Genomic DNA, 19,568 nt, shown 5'->3' on the forward strand with positions numbered 1-19,568 from the left:
ACAGGTTACGCCAGGCGTGGTGACGCTCACAGTGGTCTCGGCTCTTCGAGACCGCGGGCCTGCGCCGAGTGCGCGACCGCGCCGGGACCGAGCAGCGTCGACCGCAGCGGGACCCTCGCCCACCGCACCCCGTGCGGCTTGACCGTGACGAGGCGTACGTCGTGGTCGTCGACGTCCGCACGCTCGGGCGCCTCGGCGCCCAGCGGGTCGAGGACCGTCGCCGCGCGCCGCTCCAGCCGTACCTCGAGCCAGGAGTCGCTGAGGTCCTCGGCCATCCCTGCGCCCCACTCGACGACGGTCACCGAGTCCTCCGTGGCGGTGTCGAGGTCGAGGTCGTCGAGCTCGAGCGCACCGCCGAGCCGATAGGCGTCGACGTGGACGAGCGGTGGGCCCCCGGCCAGGTTCGGATGCGTACGGGCGAGGACGAAGGTCGGTGACGTGACCGGACCGCGCACGCCGAGGCCCTCCCCGATCCCCTGGGTGAGCGTGGTCTTGCCCGCACCGAGACCGCCGGACATCACCACGACGTCACCCGCCTGCAGCAACGAGGCGAGCCGGACTCCGAAGGCGTGCGCGTCCTCGGCGGTGGGGAGCTCGCGCGCGAGCCACAGCGTCTTGCCGAACTCGATCGTCGTGCCGTGCTGCCGGACCGGGAAGTAGCGTCGGCGCGTCCAGAACGTGACGTTCTCCGGGAGCTCCTCGCGCACGTCGAGCCAGACGCCGTCCAGACCGCGCTCCTCGGCGGTGTCCTCGGCGACGCCGACCATCGCCGAGGCGACGCCGCGGTCCTGGTGGTCCGGGTCGACCGACACACGACGGAAGCCGAGCAGGCCCGGCCGCGACGTGTCGTAGAGCATGGCGCCGATCGGCTTGCCCCGGCGCTCGACGAGCAGTCCGCCACCCTCGGCGAGGGCCTCACGGACCGACTCCACGCTCTCGGTCAACGCGGTCGACGGCGGGTCGAGCACGGGCCGGGCGCCGAACGAACGACGGATCACCGCGAGCACGTCGGCAGCACGCTCCGGCGGGGCGTCGAAGACGTTCAGGGCGTGGAAGTTGGGCAGCGTGGAGCCGGTCATGCGGGCCAGCCCTCCCCGCTCCGTACGGCCGGCTCGGCCGATCCCCACAGCCCTTCGATGGCAGCGGTGACCTCCTCGTGGCGCTCGAGCATCATCATGTGGCCGGCACCCTCGTACGCGATGAGCTCGGACCCGTCGATCATCTCTGCCAGCCGGCGCGAGTGGCGGAACGGCGTCAGCCGGTCCTTGGTCCCGCCCATGACGAGCGTGCGTCGCCCCGGCAGCACGTCGAGGGCGTCGTACAGGTCCAGGTCGACGAAGTTGCCGGCGAAGTCCCACAGTGCCCGGTCCCGGGACCGGGCGATCATCTCGTCCGTCATGTCGGCGTACTTGGCAGACGACGTCGGTCCGATGGCGAAGGCGCGGGTGACGGGGTACGAGTCGAGGCGGCGGGCCGCCGCCACGAGCGGCCCGAGGCGCGGGAGCCACGGGTGCAGGAGGGCCAGCGGGTCCTTGGGACGGACCAGGTCGCCGGCGCTGGTGCCCATGAGGACGACACCGACGACGCGGTCCCGGACGACGTCGCCGTACTGGGCGGCGAACGACATCACGGTCATCGCGCCCATCGAGTGACCCACGAGGATCAGGGGACCCTCCGGCGCGACGGCGTCGATCACGGACTTGAGGTCGTCGCCGAGCTGGTCGAGCGTGCAGCTCTCCGGCGACCCGTCTCCTGAGCTGCCGTGCTCACGCTGGTCCCAGAGCACCATCCGCGCCTGCCCGCGCAGCGCGGCGCGCTGGTAGTGCCAGCAGTCCAGGTCGAGGACCCAGCCGTGGCAGAAGACGATGGTGGGCCGGTCGCCCGCCTCCAGGTCGTCGGGCTCCTCTACCTCGACGTGGAGAGGGACGCCGTCGGTCGCGGGCACGGTCACCGCCGGGACGTGCAGCGTCCCGAACTCCATCGCGTCACCTCGGCGGGAGCGACGACGCACCCGCTGGCGGTCGGTCGCGACGCGGGCGGCAGCAGCCGTGGCACCGGCCGCCGCGACCGTCCCTGCGGCCACCGCCGCGTACGCCCCCACCTTGCGCCAGTCCATGCGTTGCTCCTCCTCTGTGGCAGCGACGACCGACTCCGAGCGGCGTCGCGGCACGTCAGTGTGCCGGTCGCGGGGAGCCTGCGTAGCGCCGGACGATCCTGCCTCCAAGCCTAGTGACGACCTCGTAGCCGATCGTGCCCGCCGCCACCGCCCAGTCCTCGGCGAGCGGCTCGCCCCGGTCTCCGGGGCCGAACAGGACGACCTCGTCACCGCGCTGCGCCTCGAGGTCGCCGAGGTCGAGCACGATCTGGTCCATGCAGACCCGGCCGGCGATCCTCACGCGGTGGCCGCCGACCCAGGCCGCCGCCTTGCTGGACGCGGCCCGCAGGATGCCGTCGCCGTAGCCCAGCGGGACGAGACCGAGCGTCGTCTCGCGCTTCGTGACGAAGGTGTGCCCGTACGACACGCCGGTGCCTGGCGGCACCCGGCGGACCAGGGAGAGCGCGGTCCGCAGCGTCATGACGGGCGTCAGACCCAGGTCGGCAGGCGCTCCGATCGCCGGGCCAGGGCTCAGTCCGTACGAGGCGATGCCGACGCGCACCAGGTCGTGGTGGGTGCTCGGCCGTGTCAGCGTCGCCGCGGAGTTCGCGAGATGGCGCAGCTGCGGCTCCACTCCGAGCGACGCCAGCTCGGCGACCGCGGCGGCGAACGCATGCTCCTGGGCACCGTTGACCGGGCTCGCCGGCTCGTCGGCGCAGGCCAGGTGCGAGAAGATCCCGACGATCTCGAGCCGTCCCGAGCGTTGGGCGTCGCGGGCCGCCTCGAACAGCGCGGTCAGCTCCTCGCCGCGTACGCCACCCCTGGCCATGCCGGTGTCGACCTTGAGGTGCACACGGGGTCGCTCCGTGGCGCCCGCCTCGAGGACGGCATCGAGCTGGGAGACCGATCCGGCGGCGACATCGACCCGGGCGTCGATCGCCGGAGCGAGGTCCGCCCCCGCCGGCGAGAGCCAGGCCAGCACGGGTCCGGTGTCACCGCCTCGCCGCAGGACCAACGCCTCCTCGACCGTGGCGACGCCGAGCCACTCCGCACCGGCTTCGCGAGCCGCGCCCGCGATCTCGACCGCGCCGTGCCCGTACGCATCCGCCTTGACCACCGCCATCTGGAGGGCGTCAGGCGCCGCCGTACGGAGGACCGCGAGGTTGCCCCGGTAGGCGTCGAGGTCGACGACCGCCTCCGCCGGGGCGGTCACCGGTCCCTCCAGTCGCGTACCTGCGACTCGTCGAGGAGGCCGTTGCGCCACGCCGTGATCACCGCGGGAACGGCGTCGGCGACCTGCCCGGCGGTCACCGGGCCGCCGGCCGACGCAGTGACCGCCGCGACACCGTGCACGAAGGCCGCGAGCGAGCCCGCGTCTCGGGGGTGCGCCCCCGCGGCGAGGAACGACCCGGCAAGGCCGGCGAGGACGTCGCCGGCACCGGCGGTGGCCAGCCACGGCGTCCCGGTGAGGTTCACCCGCGTGGGTGAGCCCGGGTAGGCGACGAGGGTGCGTGCGCCCTTGAGCAGCACGGTCGCGCCCCAGCGCTCCGCCGCGCGGGTCGCGTGTCCGAGCGGGTCGGCCTCGACCGCCGACCGCTCGACGTCGAGCATCCGTGCGAGCTCACCGGCGTGCGGGGTCAGGAGGGCCGGGACGGCGAGGCGGTCGGGGAGGTGCTGGAGCGCGTCCGCGTCGACCACGACCGGGACCTCGTCCTCGAGCGCCATCCGCAGCCGCTCGGACGCGTCGTCACCTCCGCCCGAGCCGACGACCCACGCCTGGACGCGGCCGCGCTCGGCCGCGTCGGTGTGGGCGACGACCTCCGGGCACCGGTCGACCACCCGGGCGGCCAGCGCCGGCTCGCCGACGAACCGCACCATCCCCGCGACACCGGCCAGCGCGCCGCGGACGCACAGCTGCGCGGCGCCGGCGTACGCCGACGACCCGGCAGCGACACCGACGACGCCGCGCGCGTACTTCTGCGTCGGCGAGGTCCGCCGCTGGTCCAGGGTCGGGGCGAGGACGGCCATCAGCAGCCGGTTGTCGGAGGCCTCCAGCGCCTCGACGGACGGCGCCGGGAGGTAGGGGCCGAGGCCGATGTCGACCAGCCGGGGCAGCGCTCCGTGCACGGCCCAGCGCGCCGCGGGGTCCACCAGCAGCGCGTTCTTGTAGGTCCCGAAGGTGCACGTCGCGTCGGCGGCGAGGAACGACTCCGGCACGGTGGCGCCGTCCACGTCGACACCGCTCGGCACGTCGACCGCGATGACGAACGGCCGCTCGGCCTCCAGGATCGCCCGCCAGCCGTCGACGGGCGGCCGGAGCCCCGGCGAGCCGCCGATCCCGACGACACCGTCGACGACCACCGTGAAGCCCGTCGGCGAGTCGACCAGGCGACACCCCGCAGCCTGCGCGGCACGTGCCCCGTCGACGTGCACCCGGGCCGGGTCGGCGAACGCGACCGCGACGATGCGCTCACCCGCCAGCTCGGCGGCGGCGTACAACGCGTCTCCGCCGTTGTCTCCGGTGCCGACCAGGAAGACGACGGGTCTCGGTCCGGGAGCGACCTCCCGGACGTACGCCGCGAGGCCGGCCGCCGCCCAGCGCATGAGCGAGCCCGGTGGGACTCGCGCCATGAGGGCGGCCTCGGCGGCGCGGACGTCGGCGACGGTGTGTGCGTGCAGCATGTCAACCCTCTCCCACGACGAACGCGGTGGCGACCGGCCCGTCGTGGGCGATCGACAGGTGCCACCGAACCACACCGAGCTCCGCGGCGCGAGCGCCGGCAGCGCCGGTCACCGTCAGCGTCGGTCGTCCGGACGCGGAACGCCCGACCTCGGCGTCGTGCCAGGAGAGCCCGCTTGGCGAGCCCAGCGCCTTGGCCAGCGCCTCCTTGGCGGCGAAGCGCCCCGCGAGCACCACCGGCGCACCGGTCCGCTCGCCGGGTGCGAAGAGCCGCTCACGCAGCGCCGGAGTCTGCTCCAGCGCGGCGACGAATCGCTCGACGTCGACCACGTCGACGCCGATCCCGACGATCACTCGACCGTGACGGACTTCGCCAGGTTGCGCGGCTGGTCGACGTCGTGGCCGAGCAGCGTGGCGAGCTCGGCGGCGAAGATCTGCAGCGGGACGACGGCCAGCACCGGCTGCAGCAGCGTCGGCGCCTTCGGGAGCCGGATGAGGACGTCGGCGTACGGGTCGACCGACGTGTCGCCGTCCTCGACCAGCACCACCGTCCGCGCACCGCGCGCCCGGATCTCCTGGATGTTGCTGATGACCTTGTCGTGGAGCTGGTCGCGGCCCTTGGGCGGCACCACGACGAAGACCGGCAGCCCTGGCTCGATCACGGCGATCGGGCCGTGCTTGAGCTCGCCTGCCGCGAAGCCCTCGGCGTGGAGGTACGCGAGCTCCTTGAGCTTGAGGGCGCCCTCGAGCGCGACCGGGTAGCCCACGTGGCGCCCCAGGAACAGGAACGTGCGCTGGCCGGCGAGCTCGCGGGCGAGGTCGCGGACCACGTCGGCCCGCTCGAGGACGGCCTCGATCCCGGCGGGGAGCTTCTCCAGCTCCGCGACCGTCGAGGCGATCTCGTCGCCGAACTTGGTGCCGCGGACCTGCGCGAGATAGAGGCCGAGGACGTAGCAGGCGATCAGCTGGGTGAGGAAGCCCTTGGTGGAGGCCACCGCGATCTCGGGGCCGGCATGGGTGTAGATGACGGCGTCGGACTCGCGCGGGATGGTCGACCCGTTGGTGTTGCAGATGGCGAGGACCTTCGAGCCCTGCTGCCGTGCGTGCCGGATCGCCTGGAGGGTGTCGGCGGTCTCGCCCGACTGGCTGATCGCGATCACGAGGGTCGACTGGCCGACGATCGGGTCGCGGTAGCGGAACTCCGATGCGAGCTCGACCTCGCACGGGATCCGCGTCCAGTGCTCGATCGCGTACTTGGCAACCATCCCGGCGTACGACGCCGTCCCGCACCCGATGATCAGGATCCGGTCGACGTGACGGAGCTCGTCGTCGGACAGGCGCATCTCGTCGAGGATCAGGCGCCCCTGGGAGTCGTGGCGACCGAGGAGGGTGTCGGCGACCGCCTTGGGCTGCTCGTCGATCTCCTTGAGCATGAACCAGTCGTAGCCGCCCTTCTCGGCGGCGGAGATGTCCCAGTCGACGTGGTACTCGGTGACCTTCGACGGGGCACCCTCGAAGTCGATGACGTCGATGCCCTCGCGGGTGATGGTCACGACCTGGTCCTGCCCGAGCTCGACGGCGTCTCGGGTGTAGTCGATGAACGCGGAGACGTCGGAGGCCAGGAAGTTCTCGCCGTCTCCTCGGCCGGCCACCAGCGGCGAGTTGCGGCGGGCTCCGACCACGCGGTCGGGGTCGGCGCCGTCGGCGACGACCAGGGTGAACGCGCCCTCGAGGCGCAGGCACACCCGGCGCACCGCCTCGGTGAGGTCGACGGCTCCCTTGAGCAGCTCGCGGTCGACCAGGTGGGTGACCGTCTCGGTGTCGGTCTCGGACTGCAGCTCGACGCCCTCCGCCTCGAGCTCGGCCCGCAGCTCCGCGAAGTTCTCGATGATGCCGTTGTGGACCACGGCGACCCGGTGGTCCTCGGAGACGTGCGGGTGCGCGTTGCGGTCGCTCGGCGGCCCGTGCGTGGCCCAACGGGTGTGCCCGATGCCGGTGGTCGACTCCGGCAACGGGTGCTCGGCGAGCTCCGCGTCCAGGTTGGCCAGCTTGCCGACCTTCTTCGCGGAGACGATCGAACCGTCCCTCACGAGCGCGACGCCGGTCGAGTCGTAGCCCCGGTACTCGAGACGGCGCAGACCCCCGAGGACGACGTCCAAGGCGGACCGTTCACCGACATAACCCACGATTCCACACATGAGCAACAGGGTACCGACCCCGCTGACGAGGTCGGCCGCCACAATGGGGTCCATGTCGCTCACGCAGCCGGGTTCCGGGGACACCTCGCCGTACGTCGAGCTCGAGCGCGGCGCGTGGGCCGCCCTCGCGGGCGAGGCGCCGCAGCCGCTGTCGCAGCGCGAGATCGACGAGGTCCGAGGCCTCGGGGATGAGCTGGATCTCGAGGAGGTCCGCAAGGTCTACGTGCCGCTGACGCAGCTGATCAGCATGCGCATCGGCTACGCGGGCGAGCTCTACCGGTCCACCGAGGCGTTCCTGCGCCGCCCGCAGCCGCAGCGCACGCCGTACGTGATCGGCATCGCGGGATCGGTCGCGGTCGGCAAGTCGACGACCGCCCGGCTGCTGCGCGAGCTGCTCGCCAAGAGCCCGGGCCACAGCAACGTGTCGCTCGTCACCACCGACGGGTTCCTGCTCCCCAACGCCGAGCTGGAGCGCCGCGGTCTGCTCGAGCGCAAGGGGTTCCCCGAGTCGTACGACCGCAAGGCCCTGCTGCGCTTCGTCATGGCCGTCAAGTCCGGGCGTGAGACGGTCGAGGCCCCGGTCTACTCGCACCTCTCGTACGACGTCACCGACGAGGTCGTCACGCTGAACCGGCCCGACGTGGTCCTCATCGAGGGCCTCAACGTCCTGCAGCCCGCGCGAGTCCGGGGCGACGGCCGACCGGGGCTCGCGATCAGCGACTTCTTCGACTTCTCGGTGTACGTCGACGCGGCCCGCAAGGACATCCGCCGGTGGTACATCGAGCGCTTCCTGCGCCTGCGCGAGACCGCGTTCCGCGACCCCGACTCGTACTTCGTGCGCTACGGCGCTCTGGACGCCGAGCAGGCGACCGCGCAGGCCTCGCTGCTGTGGGACTCGATCAACGGCCCGAACCTCAAGGAGAACATCGAGCCGACCCGCGGGCGCGCCACGCTGGTGCTGCGCAAGGACGCCGACCACTCCGTGCGATGGGTCCGTCTGCGCAAGCTCTGACCCGCACCTCGCGCTGTGATGGCACTCACCCCTAGGGTGTGCGCCATGGACTCCGCGCTCAGCACGGTCGGGCTTCCGATCGCCCTCGGCATCATCATGCTCGGTCTCGGCCTCTCGCTGACCCTCGACGACTTCCGGCGCGTCGGCCGGCACCCCCGTGCCGTCGTGGTCGCGCTGGCCTGCCAGCTCCTCCTGCTCCCCGCAGTGTGCTTCGGCCTCGTCCTGCTCTTCGACCTCCCTCCGCTGCTCGCGATCGGCATGATGCTCCTCGCCGCATCGCCGGGCGGCACCAGCGCCAACCTCTACAGCCACCTCTTCCGCGGAGACGTCGCGCTCAACGTGACGCTGACCGCGATCAACTCGATCATCGCGATCGTCTCGCTGCCTCTGATCACGAACCTCGCCATCGCCTACTTCGACACCGACAGCTCGGTCTCGCTGCAGTTCACCAAGGTCCTGGAGGTCTTCGCGATCGTTCTCCTCCCGGTCGCTCTCGGCATGGCGATCCGTTCGGCACGGCCCGCTTTCGCCGCGCGGATGGACAAGCCCGTCAGGATCGCCTCGGCCGTGATCCTCGGCGTCCTCGTGCTCGGGATCCTCATCGACCAGCGTGACAACGTCGTGGAGTACGCCGCGCAGGTCGGCGCCGTCGCCACCCTCTTCTGCGTGGTGAGCCTCGCGGTCGGCTACCTCGTCCCCCGGTGGGCGGGCGTGACCGAGCGCCAGGCCGTCGCGTCGTCGTTCGAGATCGGCGTCCACAACGCGACGCTGGCGATCTACGTCGCGGTCGAGATCCTCGACGAGACGGAGATCTCGATCCCGGGCGCGGTCTACGGCCTGATCATGTTCTTCATCGCGGCCGCCTGGGGACTCGTGCTCACGCGCTACCTGGTCCGTACCGACGAGCGCGTCCCCGCCGACGCCTGAGGGTCAGACGTCGCACCGGAACTCGCCGGTCATCGACGCCAGCCGGAAGCCCATCGCCTCGTTGACGGCGATCATGGGCGCGTTGTCGGCCGCGTTCCACGTGTGCAGGAGCTCACGCGGCGCCAGGTCGTCGGCCGCGGCGAGGAGGTTGCGCACCTTCATCGCGAGTCCGAGGCGGTGCCCGCGGTGCTCGGGCAGCACGAGGGTGTCCCACTGGTAGGCGTTCACCGGGTCCGAGCCCGGCACGACGATCTGGCTGTGCCCCGCCAGCACGCCGTCCGGGGCGACCGCCACGGTCGTCCACAGGACCCTCCCCTGGGCTGCGAGCTCGGCCTCCTCCTGGCGCACCCGCTCGGGCGGGAAGTCCTCCGCCTCCCACCCCATGTCACCCGCGGGCGCCTCGACCGCCATCACGCTGCGCATCGCCGCGTACGGGACCACGAGGTCGTCCGGCACGGGTCCGCGCCAGGTGCGCAGCTCGTACCCCGCGTGGTGACCGGCGGCCTTCTCGGCCAGCCGAGGGAGCTCGTCGCGGTCCGGAGGCAGGTCGAGGACGCGTTGCGCCTCGATGAGACCGAGCCGGAACCCGTGCGCACGAAGCAGCTCGGCGTCCGGGCCCTCGTCGTCGCCAGGCGGCCACTTCGCCGAGCACTCCAGCCGCCTGCGGCCGAGCAGCCGTACCCGGTCCTTGAGGTGCTCGATGAAGGGACCGACCGATCCGCGGTGCTCGGGGGCGGTCGCCAACGCCACCCACGCCGTCTCCAGGTTGTCGCGCAGCGGGACCTCCAGCTGGCAGGTCGCGACGACCTCACCGTCGTCGAGGCGGGCCCACAGGAACGCCCGTGCCGTCCACGGGTCGTCCGTCCGCGCCGCCACCGTCAGCTCCGGCAGCGTCCAGGCCGTGCCGTACGGCTGCGTCGCGGCGACGCGTACCTCGTGCTCGTGGAACGCGGCCAGCCCGGCGTCGTCGGCGGGGTCGAGCTCCTCGATCTGCATGCCGTCACGGTAGGTCGGGACAGCCCCAGGCCGCACCCGGGTTTCGCCCGAGCGTCCCGCCTCGTCCGCGATGTGTGCAGCTGGTCAAGGAATCCGGGCGAGATTCTTGGACGAACCGCACACACCGCGGACGGGACGGGGCCGCACGGGACGGGACCGGACGCGACGAGTCGGGGATGGGTCAGAGGGCGAGCGCGGAGCCGACGACGGTCGCCAGGCGCTGCGCGACGGTCTCGGCATGGCTGGCGGTGCTCGCCTCGACCATCACGCGTACGAGCGGCTCGGTGCCCGAGGGGCGCAGCAGGACTCGACCCGTCCCGCCCAGCTCGTCGGTAGCCTCGGCGACGGCCGCCGCCACGACGGGATCGGTGCCGGCACGGCCCTTGTCGACGCCGGAGACGTTGACGAGCACCTGCGGGAGCCGGTGCATCACCGCACCGAGGTCGGCGAGCGAGCGGCCCGTGCCGACCATCCGGCTGGACACCGCGAGAGCGGTGAGGACACCGTCGCCGGTGGTCGCGTGGTCGCTCATGATGACGTGCCCCGACTGCTCGCCGCCCAGGTTGAACCCCCGGCCGCGCATCGCCTCGAGCACGTAGCGGTCTCCCACGGCAGTCTGCACGACCGTCACGCCCGCGGCCTCCATCGCCTGGACGAAGCCGAGATTGGACATGACCGTCGCCACGACCGTGTCGTCGACGAGACGGCCGTCCTCCTTCAGCGCGAGCGCGAGGATGGCGAGGATCTGGTCACCGTCGACGAGCACACCGTCGGCCGACACCGCGAGGCATCGGTCGGCGTCTCCGTCGAAGGCGAACCCCGCGTCGGCGCCGGTCTCGAGCACCACTCGCTGCAGGTCCTCCGGGTGCGTGGACCCGCACCCGGCGTTGATGTTGAGACCGTCGGGCTCGGCGTGGATGGCGATGACCTCGGCCCCGAGCTCGCGGAACGCCGCCGGCCCCACCTCGCAGGCCGCGCCGTTCGCGCAGTCGAGCACGACGCGCATCCCGTCGAGGCGTCGGTCGACCGCGCCGACCAGGTGCCGCTCGTACGTGCGCAGAGCGGTCGGGCTGTCGCCGATCCGGCCCACCGCGGCTCCGGTCGGACGCTTCCAGGGCTGCTGGAGGGTGCGCTCGATCGCGTCCTCGATGGCGTCGTCGAGCTTGAGCCCGCCGCGGGCCAGGAACTTGATGCCGTTGTCGGGCATCGGGTTGTGGCTCGCGGAGATCATCACGCCCATGTCGGCGGCGAGCGCCGACGTCAGGTACGCCGTACCAGGTGTGGGGACGACACCGAGACGGTGCACGTCCACCCCCGCAGACGCGAGACCCGCGACCACCGCGGCCTCGAGAAACTCTCCCGAGGCGCGAGGATCGCGGGCCACGACTGCGGTCGGCCGTTGGTCGGCGAAAGCTCCGGCCTCCCCCAGCACGTGGGCTGCTGCCACGGCGAGGTCGACCGCGAGCTCTGCCGTGAGATCTTCGTTCGCGATCCCACGGACGCCGTCGGTTCCGAAGATCCGACCCACGGCTCGGCCGTCAGCGCTTGCTGTACTGAGGCGCCTTGCGGGCCTTCTTGAGGCCGGCCTTCTTGCGCTCCTTGGCGCGGGCGTCACGCGTGAGGAGCCCGTCCTTCTTGAGCGTCGCGCGGTTCGACTCCTCGTCGACGGCGTTCAGCGCACGGGCGACGCCGAGACGGAGGGCGCCGGCCTGGCCGGTCATGCCACCGCCGGAGACGCGGGCGACGACGTCGAAGCTCTCGCCGAGACCGGTTGCGGCGAAGGCCTCCTTGGCAATCTGCTGGTGCAGCTTGTTGGGGAGGTACTCCTCGAGCGACTTGCCGTTGACGGTCCACGAGCCGGTGCCGGGAACGATACGGACGCGAGCGACGGCCTCCTTGCGGCGACCGGTCGCCGCCGAGGGGGCGATGATCGACGAGCGGGCCGCCGACTCCGCGCTCGGGACGCTCTCCGAGGTGTACGAGACACCCTCGGTGTTGGCCGTGAACTCGTCGGTCGTTTCGACGGTCTCGGTGCTGGACTCAGCCACGTTGATCCTCACTGCTTCCTGGGCCTACTGGGCGATCTGGGTGATCTCGAAGGTCTGCGGCTGCTGAGCGGCGTGCGGGTGCTCGGGGCCGGCGTAGACCTTCAGCTTGCTCATGAGCGATCGGCCGAGGCGGTTCTTGGGCATCATGCCCCAGACGGCCTTCTCGACGGCCTTGCGCGCGTCCTTCTCGAGCAGGTCGCCGTAGGCGATCTGCTTGAGGCCACCCGGGTATCCGCTGTGGCGGTACGCGAGCTTGTCCTGGCGCTTGTTGCCGGAGAGGGCGACCTTCTCCGCGTTGACGATGATGACGAAGTCACCGTTGTCAATGTGGGGGGCGAACGTCGGCTTGTGCTTGCCGCGAAGCAGGGTCGCGGTCTGGACGGCGAGACGCCCAAGCACCACGTCAGATGCGTCGATGACGTGCCACTTGCGGTCGACGTCACCAGGCTTCGGGCTGTACGTGCGCACGCTAGATCTACCTTCGTATGGATGGGGTCTGACGATGCGCCGAGATGGACGCAGCAAGGCCGCGGCGGATCAAGGCACAACGACGTACAACGATAACGTGCCGGGGCGGGCTCGGTCAAAACGGGCTGCCCACGGGGTGCGTCGTACGCCTGACGCACCGATTTGATGATACCCCCGGCGGCCAAGGGAGCCGGAGGCGGTGGGCCTCGGCGTCCCGGACAGCGGACCCCCGGATTCACGTTCCACTGCAGGAGGCAATAAGTTGGAGTGGGTCCGAACACCCCAGGGGACCCCTGACTCGAGCGGCGCATCGACCCAGCGTGCGCACGCCACGGCACAAGGAGACCTCCTCGTGACAGACGCCACGCCTTCGGCTGACGGCCAGACCCTGACCGTCCGCGACGACCGGACGGGCAAGGACTACGTGCTCCCGATCGTCGACGGGACCATCCGCGCGAGCGACCTCGGCAAGATCCGGGTCAACGACGACGAGCCCGGCATCGCGTCGTACGACCCCGGGTTCACCAACACCGCCTCGACCCGCTCGGCCGTCACGTTCATCGACGGCGAGAAGGGCATCCTCGAGTACCGCGGCTACCCCATCGAGCAGCTCGCGGAGAAGTCGAACTTCCTCGAGGTCGCCTACCTGCTCATCCACGGCGACCTGCCCTCCAAGGAGCAGTACGACGCCTGGGTGCACGAGATCACCTTCCACACCTTCGTGCACGAGAACATCAAGTCGCTCATGCAGGGCTTCCGCTACGACGCCCACCCGATGGGCATGCTGCTGTCGGCGGTGGGCGGTCTCTCGACCTTCTACCCCGAGGCCCGCAACATCCAGGACCCCGAGGTCCGGCACCTGCAGATCGTCCGGATGATCGCCAAGATGCCGACGCTCGGCGCCTGGTCGTTCCGGCACGCGCAGGGCAAGCCCTACGTCTACCCCGACAACGACCTCTCGTACGCCGAGAACTTCCTCGCGATGCTCTTCAAGATGAGCGAGCCGAAGTACGAGGCGGACCCGCGGCTGGCCAAGGCGCTCGAGGTCCTCTTCATCCTGCACGCCGATCACGAGCAGAACGCCTCGACCAACGCGGTCCGGTCGGTCGGCTCCACCCAGGTCGACCCGTACTCCGCCGTCTCGGCCGGCATCGCGGCTCTCTACGGCCCGCTTCACGGCGGCGCCAACGAGGCGGTCCTGCGGATGCTCAAGCGGATCAAGACGAAGGACAACGTCCCGGCGTTCATCGAGGGCGTCAAGGCCGGCAACGAACGCCTGATGGGCTTCGGCCACCGCGTCTACAAGAACTACGACCCGCGCGCCACGATCATCAAGAAGGCGTGCGACGACGTCTTCGAGGTGACGGGCGTCAACCCCTACCTGGAGGTCGCGCAGGAGCTCGAGAAGATCGCGCTCGAGGACGAGTACTTCGTCAAGCGCAAGCTCTATCCCAACGTCGACTTCTACTCCGGCCTCATCTACGAGGCGCTGCAGTTCCCGCCGGAGATGTTCACGGTGATGTTCGCCATCCCGCGTACGGCCGGCTGGCTCGCGCAGTGGGTGGAGCTGGTGGACGACAAGGAGCAGAAGATCGCCCGGCCGAAGCAGATCTACACCGGCGAACGCGGGCTCACCTTCCCCTCGAGCACCGAGCGCTGGGGCTGAGCAGCACCCACGTCACCCGACGGGCCCGTCCACACCGTGGGCGGGCCCGTCGCCGTCTCCGGGCCCCCTACAGTGGCCGCAGCCGCCACGAGAGGAACACCCCGATGCCCGCTCCCGCCACGCCTCCGTTCACCAGCCGTCAGCTCCTGCTGCGGGAGCGCCCGAAGGGTTACCCCGACGAGAACACGTGGGAGACGGTGACGACGGAGGTCCCCGCGCCCGGCCCCGGAGAGATCGTCGTACGGGTCGACCACGTCTCGCTCGACCCGGCGATGCGCGGGTGGCTGAACGACGTCCGGTCGTACATCCCTCCGGTGGGCCTCGGCGAGGTCATGCGTGCCGGAGCGACCGGCACGGTCGTGGCTTCGAAGCACCCCGACTTCGAGGTGGGCGACGCGGTCATGGGGATGTTCGGCGTGACCGAGTACGCCCTCTCCGACGGCCGCGGCGTCACCACGATCGACCTGTCCGTCGCGGGAGCCCCGACGTGGCTCGGCGCACTAGGTCTGCCCGGGATGACCGCGTACTTCGGTCTCACCGACGTCGGCCGCCTCCAGCCGGGCGAGACGGTTCTCGTCTCGGGTGCCGCCGGGGCCGTGGGCAGCGTCGCGGGCCAGATCGCCAAGGCGATGGGCTGCACGGTGGTCGGCATCGCCGGTGGCCCCGACAAGTGCGCGTGGCTGACGTCGATCGGCTTCGACGCCGCCATCGACTACAAGGACGAGAACGTCCTCGAGCGTCTGCGGGAGGTGGCGCCCCAGGGAGTGGACGTCTTCTTCGACAACGTCGGCGGTGACATCCTGGACGCCGGCCTCGCCAACCTCCGCCGTCACGCGCGGGTGGTCCTCTGCGGCGCGATCTCGGCGTACAACGCGACGTCCCTGCCCGCCGGCCCACGCCGGTACCTGTCGCTGCTGGTCTTCCGGGCGTCCATGACCGGCTTCGTCGTCTTCGACTACGAGGACCGTTATCCGGAGGCGATCGACACGATCGCCTCCTGGATCTCCGACGGCTCGGTGGTCGCCCGCGAGACTGTGGTCGAGGGCGGTGTGGAGGCGTTCCACGAGACGTGGCTCGGACTCTTCGAGGGCTCCAACACGGGCAAGCTCGTCCTCGCGCTCACCGGGGACGGACGGGGTGTCACGGCCGTTTGACGCGATCGGTAGGTTGAGCAGGTGCGTTGGAGACTGGACCTGGCCTACGACGGTGGCGCTTACCGCGGCTGGGCCTCGCAACCCGGCCTTCCGTCGGTGCAGCAGACCATCGAGGACGCGCTGACGCTGGTGCTCCGGCTCGACCGGCCCGCGAGGCTGACCGTCGCCGGCCGTACGGACACCGGCGTCCACGCACGCGGTCAGGTCGCTCACGTCGACCTTCCCGACGAGCTCGAGATGGACGAGGCGCACCTGCTCCGCCGTCTCGACCGCGTGCTCCCCGACGACATCGTGGTGCGGGCCGCACGGGTCGCGCCCGACGGGTTCGACGCACGCTTCTCCGCGCTGCGCCGGCGCTACGTCTACCGGATCTGGGACGGCGTGACCGGCCCCGACCCGCTCCACCGCAACCACGTCGTCCACCACCACCGTCCGCTCGACGTGTCGCTGATGAACGACGCCGCGGTCGGCGTGCTGGGCGAGCAGGACTTCGCCGCGTTCTGCCGTCGGCGGGAGGGGGCGAGCACCATCCGCAGCCTCATGCAGCTCACCACCCGGCGCACCGACTCGTCGATCGTCGAGACGACGGTGGTCGCTGACGCCTTCTGCCACTCGATGGTCCGGTCGCTGATGGGCGCGCTCACGGCGGTCGGCGAAGGCCGCCACGAGCCGGCGTGGATGGTGCGGGTGCTCAAGGCACGGACCCGGGACTCGCGGGTGAAGGTGATGCCGTCGCTCGGGCTCACGCTCGAGGAGGTCGTCTACCCGGCGGAGTCCCGGCTCGCCGCCCGCGCACAGGAGACGCGTACCTTCCGAGGTCCGCTCGAGAGCCCCGAGGATGACTGAGCACTACTTCGACAGCGATCCGACCGGCCCCGAGGGTCGGCGCGACGTGACGGCGGAGATCTGGGGTCGCAGCCTCACGTTCACGACGGCCGCCGGCGTCTTCGCGCGAGGGGGTCTCGACAAGGCGACGGCGGTGCTGCTGAGCAGCTCGGAGCCGCCCCGTGAGGCGCGGACGGTGCTGGACCTCGGGTGCGGCTGGGGTCCGATCGCGGTCGCGGTCGCGGTCACGGTGCCGGCCGCCACGGTGCACGCGGTCGACACCAACGCTCGCGCGCGCGATCTCACCCGGTCCAACGCCGAGCGTGCCGGAGTCGGGTCGCGGGTCGTCGTGGCGGCGCCGGACGAGGTCCCTGCGTCCCTGGTCTTCGACGAGATCTGGTCGAACCCTCCGATCCGGATCGGCAAGGCCGCGCTGCACGAGCTCCTCCTGCAGTGGCTCCCCCGGCTCGCACCTGATGGCGTCGCCCGCCTGGTGGTGGGCAAGAACCTCGGTGCCGACTCGCTCCAGCGGTGGCTGACCGACCAGGGCTGGCCCACCGAGAGGGTCGCCAGCGCGAAGGGCTTCCGCGTCCTGCACGTACGCCGGGGGTGACGGCGCCTCAGGCGACCGTGCCCGCGTGCCGGCGAAGCTCCCGGCGGGCCAGGGTGCGCTTGTGGACCTCGTCCGGCCCGTCGGCGATGCGCAGCGTCCGCAGGTGGGCGTAGAACGACGCAAGAGGGACGTCCTCGGTGACCCCCGCCGCGCCGTGGACCTGGATCGCACGATCGACGATCTTGAGCGCCATGTTCGGGGCGTCGACCTTGATCGCGGCGATCTCGGTACGGGCGGCCCTGTTGCCCGACTCGTCCATCACGTAGGCCGCCTTGAGCGTGAGGAGGCGACTCTTCTCGATCTCGATCCGCGCCTCCGCGATCCAGTCCTGGATGTTCGACCGTTCGGCGACGGGGGCCCCGAAGGTCTCCCGTGCCAGTGCGCGGGTGCACATCAGCTCGAGTGCTCGCTCGGCCATCCCGATCGCCCGCATGCAGTGGTGGATCCGGCCGGGACCGAGACGTGCCTGGCTGATCGCGAACCCCTCGCCCTCTCCGGCCAGCACGTCGGCGGCCGGGACCCGGACGTCCTCGAAGACGAGCTCGGCGTGACCCTCTCGGTCCTGGTAGCCGAAGACCGGGAGGTTGCGCAGCACCGTGATCCCAGGTGCGTCGAGGGGGACGACCATCATCGACTGCTGACGGTGGGTCGCCGCCGTCGGATCGGTCTTGCCCATCACGATCAGGACCCGGCAGTTGCGGTGCATCGCGTTGGAGGCGAACCACTTGCGGCCGTTGAGGACGTACTCGTCGCCGTCGCGCTCCATCCGCATCTCGACGTTGGTGGCGTCGGAGCTGGCGACGGCAGGCTCCGTCATGGCGAAGGCGGACCGGATGGTGCCGTCGAGGAGGGGCCGCAGGTAGGTCTTCTTGTGCTCCTCGCTCCCGAACAGCGTCAGGACCTCCATGTTGCCGGTGTCGGGCGCCGCGCAGTTGCAGGCCTCCGGCGCGAGGTGCGGGCTCCTGCCCATGATCTCGGCGAGCGGCGCGTACTCGAAGTTGGAGAGTCCGGGTCCCCACTCGGGGTGCGGGTGGAAGAGGTTCCACAACCCGCGGCGCTGGGCCTCCGCCTTGAGGTCCTCGATGACCTGCGGGTGGTGGTGGGGATCACCGGCCTCGCGCATCTGGGCGGCATAGACGGCCTCTGCCGGATAGACGTGGCTGTCCATGAAGGCCAGGAGCTCCTCCTGATATCTGGCGCTGCGCTCGGTGGTCTCGAACAGGGACATGCGTCCTCCTGGTTGGTCAGGGTCGGGGGTCGAGCAGCTGGGCCTGGTAGCGCCGCATCCCGCGGATCCATCGGTCGTAGTCGGCGCTCTTCTGGCGGTACATCGCGAGCACCTGAGGGTGCGGGAGGATCAGGAACTCCTCGGCACGGACGGCACGGACCACGTCGTCGGCGACGGTGTCCGGATCGAGGACCTCGCCGGCCGAGGTCACCGCGCGGGTGGCCGCCTCGCCGAGGCGGTCACCGGACCGCTCCCCCGCACGCAGCAACGCCGTCTCGACGCCCATGGGGCAGAGGCAGCTGACACCGATGCCCCGGTCGCCGTAGGTGACCGACAGCCACTCGGCGAACCCGACTGCGGCGTGCTTGGTCACCGCGTACGCCGCGGAGCCGATCTGCGTGAGCAGCCCCGCCGCCGACGCCGTGCTGACGAAGTAGCCTCGTCCGCGCTCGAGCCAGCGCGGGACCAGCAAATCGGCGGCACGCACGTGAGCGCGCAGGTTGACGTCCAGGGCCACGTCCCACGCCGCCTCACCGCCGAGGCCGTGCCCACCGGAGACGCCTGCGTTCGCGGCGTAGAGGTCAACCGGACCGTAGGCCTCCTCGGCACGCGCCAGGAGCTCGTCGATCTGAGCGGGGTCGGCGACGTCGGCAGCGTGGGCGATCGCGGACCCGGGGCGTACGGCCTCGACCTCTGCAGCGGCCGCCTCCGCGGCGGCGCTGTCCAGGTCGGCCACGACGACGCGCGCGCCCTCGGCCGCGAAGCGTCGAGCCAGTGCGCTGCCGATCCCTCCGCCGCCACCTGTGACGACAGCGACCGCACCGTGCAGCTCCATCCGGTCCTCCTCCGTCGGGGGCTTCTGTATACTTGAATCCGATCTCAACTTCAAGTCGAAGCTGTCGGCCGGGGCGTCGGCACGGAAGGACGGGGATGACGCGACCGATCCCGGTCGACGGCGACGCGACCGACGGCACGACCCGCGAGCCACCGCGTACGGCGCGTGGAGCTCGGACGCGGGCCGCCCTCGTCGCGGCGGCGCGACGGGTCTTCGAGCGCGACGGCTACCTCGAGGCCCGCCTCGCCGACATCACGACAGAGGCCGGGACTGCTGCGGGGTCGTTCTACACGTACTTCACCGGCAAGGAGGAGATCTTCGCCGCGGTGCTCGAGGAGGTGAAGGAGGAGATGCTCCATCCTGACCTCCGCGACGTCTCCCGCACCGAGGACCCTGTGGCCGTGATCGCCGCCGCCAACCGCGCCTATCTCGAGTCGTACCAGCGCAACGCGCAGCTGATGCGGCTCCTGGAGCAGGTCTCGACCATCGACGACCGGTTCGCCGACGTACGGCGGCAGCGCGCGCGGGCCTTCACCGCGCGCAACGCCCGCAGCGTCCGCGCGCTCCAGGAGCGCGGCCTCGCCGATCCCGAGCTCGATGCCGACCTGGCGGCCGCCGCGCTGTCGTCGATGGTGTCGCGGACCGCGTACAACGCCTTCGTGGTGGGAGCAGAGCGTGACGTCGAGAGGCTCGCGCACACGTTGACCCGGCTCTGGGTCAACGCGCTGGGGATCCCCGAGCGTCTTCGGGCGGCCGGACCGCACCCCTGATCCCGCGCCGCGGGCCTGTGGACGACGCAGGCGGGGCGTGGTCGAGATCGGGC

At 71.3% G+C, this 19,568-nt stretch carries 19 protein-coding genes; 7 read left to right on the forward strand and 12 right to left on the reverse strand.

What is annotated here, in order from left to right:
* Window positions 1-26: 26 nt before the first annotated feature.
* The 6 genes from tsaE to glmS are packed head-to-tail and all read right to left on the reverse strand — an operon-like array spanning window position 27 to window position 6,973.
* On the reverse strand, window positions 27-1,079 hold the full coding sequence (gene tsaE / locus KV102_RS19465; protein ID WP_220342016.1) for a tRNA (adenosine(37)-N6)-threonylcarbamoyltransferase complex ATPase subunit type 1 TsaE: 1,053 nt from the start codon (window positions 1,077-1,079) through the stop codon (window positions 27-29).
* Entirely contained in the window at window positions 1,076-2,116 is a 1,041-nt protein-coding gene (locus tag KV102_RS03385; RefSeq protein ID WP_220345310.1) for an alpha/beta fold hydrolase, read from the reverse strand. The genes tsaE and KV102_RS03385 overlap by 4 nt, the downstream gene beginning before the upstream one ends.
* A 55-nt stretch (window positions 2,117-2,171) precedes the next feature.
* Window positions 2,172-3,308, reverse strand: a complete 1,137-nt coding sequence (gene alr / locus KV102_RS03390) for an alanine racemase (protein WP_308290217.1) — start codon at window positions 3,306-3,308, stop codon at window positions 2,172-2,174.
* Window positions 3,305-4,777, reverse strand: coding sequence for a bifunctional ADP-dependent NAD(P)H-hydrate dehydratase/NAD(P)H-hydrate epimerase (locus KV102_RS03395; protein WP_220342018.1), 1,473 nt, complete (start codon window positions 4,775-4,777; stop codon window positions 3,305-3,307). Before KV102_RS03395 ends, alr begins: the two co-directional genes overlap by 4 nt.
* A 1-nt stretch (window position 4,778) precedes the next feature.
* Complete coding sequence (locus tag KV102_RS03400) at window positions 4,779-5,129, reverse strand: holo-ACP synthase (RefSeq protein WP_220345311.1); 351 nt, start codon at window positions 5,127-5,129, stop codon at window positions 4,779-4,781.
* Window positions 5,126-6,973: a glutamine--fructose-6-phosphate transaminase (isomerizing) gene (gene glmS / locus KV102_RS03405; protein WP_220342020.1), complete on the reverse strand. Its 1,848-nt coding sequence runs from the start codon at window positions 6,971-6,973 to the stop codon at window positions 5,126-5,128. The genes KV102_RS03400 and glmS overlap by 4 nt, the downstream gene beginning before the upstream one ends.
* 43 nt (window positions 6,974-7,016) lie before the next feature.
* Between glmS and coaA the strand changes: the two genes are divergently transcribed.
* Window positions 7,017-7,985, forward strand: coding sequence for a type I pantothenate kinase (gene coaA, locus KV102_RS03410; protein ID WP_220342533.1), 969 nt, complete (start codon window positions 7,017-7,019; stop codon window positions 7,983-7,985).
* A gap of 45 nt (window positions 7,986-8,030) precedes the next feature.
* Window positions 8,031-8,912 (forward strand): bile acid:sodium symporter family protein, encoded by an 882-nt coding sequence (locus KV102_RS03415; RefSeq protein ID WP_220342021.1) that lies wholly within the window; start codon window positions 8,031-8,033, stop codon window positions 8,910-8,912.
* Between the two features lie 3 nt (window positions 8,913-8,915).
* Here KV102_RS03415 and KV102_RS03420 read toward each other — a convergent pair whose 3' ends face one another.
* From KV102_RS03420 to rplM, 4 genes are all read right to left on the reverse strand, one after another.
* On the reverse strand, window positions 8,916-9,908 hold the full coding sequence (locus KV102_RS03420; protein WP_220345312.1) for a GNAT family N-acetyltransferase: 993 nt from the start codon (window positions 9,906-9,908) through the stop codon (window positions 8,916-8,918).
* A gap of 181 nt (window positions 9,909-10,089) precedes the next feature.
* Window positions 10,090-11,436, reverse strand: a complete 1,347-nt coding sequence (gene glmM, locus KV102_RS03425; RefSeq protein WP_220342023.1) for a phosphoglucosamine mutase — start codon at window positions 11,434-11,436, stop codon at window positions 10,090-10,092.
* Between the two features lie 10 nt (window positions 11,437-11,446).
* Window positions 11,447-11,956, reverse strand: coding sequence for a 30S ribosomal protein S9 (rpsI, locus tag KV102_RS03430; RefSeq protein WP_220342024.1), 510 nt, complete (start codon window positions 11,954-11,956; stop codon window positions 11,447-11,449).
* 24 nt (window positions 11,957-11,980) lie between these two features.
* Window positions 11,981-12,424 (reverse strand): 50S ribosomal protein L13, encoded by a 444-nt coding sequence (rplM, locus tag KV102_RS03435; RefSeq protein ID WP_220342025.1) that lies wholly within the window; start codon window positions 12,422-12,424, stop codon window positions 11,981-11,983.
* Window positions 12,425-12,776: 352 nt separating this feature from the next.
* Here rplM and KV102_RS03440 point away from each other — a divergent pair, with 352 nt between their 5' ends.
* From KV102_RS03440 to KV102_RS03455, 4 genes are all read left to right on the forward strand, one after another.
* A complete protein-coding gene (locus KV102_RS03440; RefSeq protein WP_220342026.1) occupies window positions 12,777-14,090 on the forward strand; it encodes a citrate synthase in 1,314 nt (437 codons plus the stop codon).
* A gap of 104 nt (window positions 14,091-14,194) precedes the next feature.
* Window positions 14,195-15,244, forward strand: coding sequence for an NADP-dependent oxidoreductase (locus tag KV102_RS03445; protein ID WP_220345313.1), 1,050 nt, complete (start codon window positions 14,195-14,197; stop codon window positions 15,242-15,244).
* Between the two features lie 21 nt (window positions 15,245-15,265).
* The gene (truA, locus tag KV102_RS03450; RefSeq protein ID WP_220345314.1) at window positions 15,266-16,090 is read left to right on the forward strand and encodes a tRNA pseudouridine(38-40) synthase TruA; all 825 of its coding nucleotides are present in this window, start codon (window positions 15,266-15,268) and stop codon (window positions 16,088-16,090) included.
* Window positions 16,083-16,682 carry a class I SAM-dependent methyltransferase gene (locus KV102_RS03455; protein WP_220345315.1) on the forward strand — a complete coding sequence of 200 codons (600 nt, stop codon included), beginning with the start codon at window positions 16,083-16,085 and terminating at the stop codon, window positions 16,680-16,682. Before truA ends, KV102_RS03455 begins: the two co-directional genes overlap by 8 nt.
* A gap of 7 nt (window positions 16,683-16,689) precedes the next feature.
* Here KV102_RS03455 and KV102_RS03460 read toward each other — a convergent pair whose 3' ends face one another.
* Both KV102_RS03460 and KV102_RS03465 read right to left on the reverse strand, forming a co-directional pair.
* Entirely contained in the window at window positions 16,690-17,910 is a 1,221-nt protein-coding gene (locus KV102_RS03460) for an acyl-CoA dehydrogenase family protein (protein ID WP_220342030.1), read from the reverse strand.
* Window positions 17,911-17,926: 16 nt separating this feature from the next.
* Window positions 17,927-18,745 carry an SDR family oxidoreductase gene (locus tag KV102_RS03465; RefSeq protein WP_220342031.1) on the reverse strand — a complete coding sequence of 273 codons (819 nt, stop codon included), beginning with the start codon at window positions 18,743-18,745 and terminating at the stop codon, window positions 17,927-17,929.
* A gap of 95 nt (window positions 18,746-18,840) precedes the next feature.
* On the opposite strand from KV102_RS03465, the gene KV102_RS03470 reads away from it, so the two are divergent.
* The gene (locus KV102_RS03470) at window positions 18,841-19,515 is read left to right on the forward strand and encodes a TetR/AcrR family transcriptional regulator (protein ID WP_220342032.1); all 675 of its coding nucleotides are present in this window, start codon (window positions 18,841-18,843) and stop codon (window positions 19,513-19,515) included.
* Window positions 19,516-19,568 lie beyond the last annotated feature (53 nt).

It is taken from the genome of Mumia sp. zg.B53, from assembly GCF_019550935.1.
Classification (GTDB): Bacteria; Actinomycetota; Actinomycetes; order Propionibacteriales; family Nocardioidaceae; genus Mumia.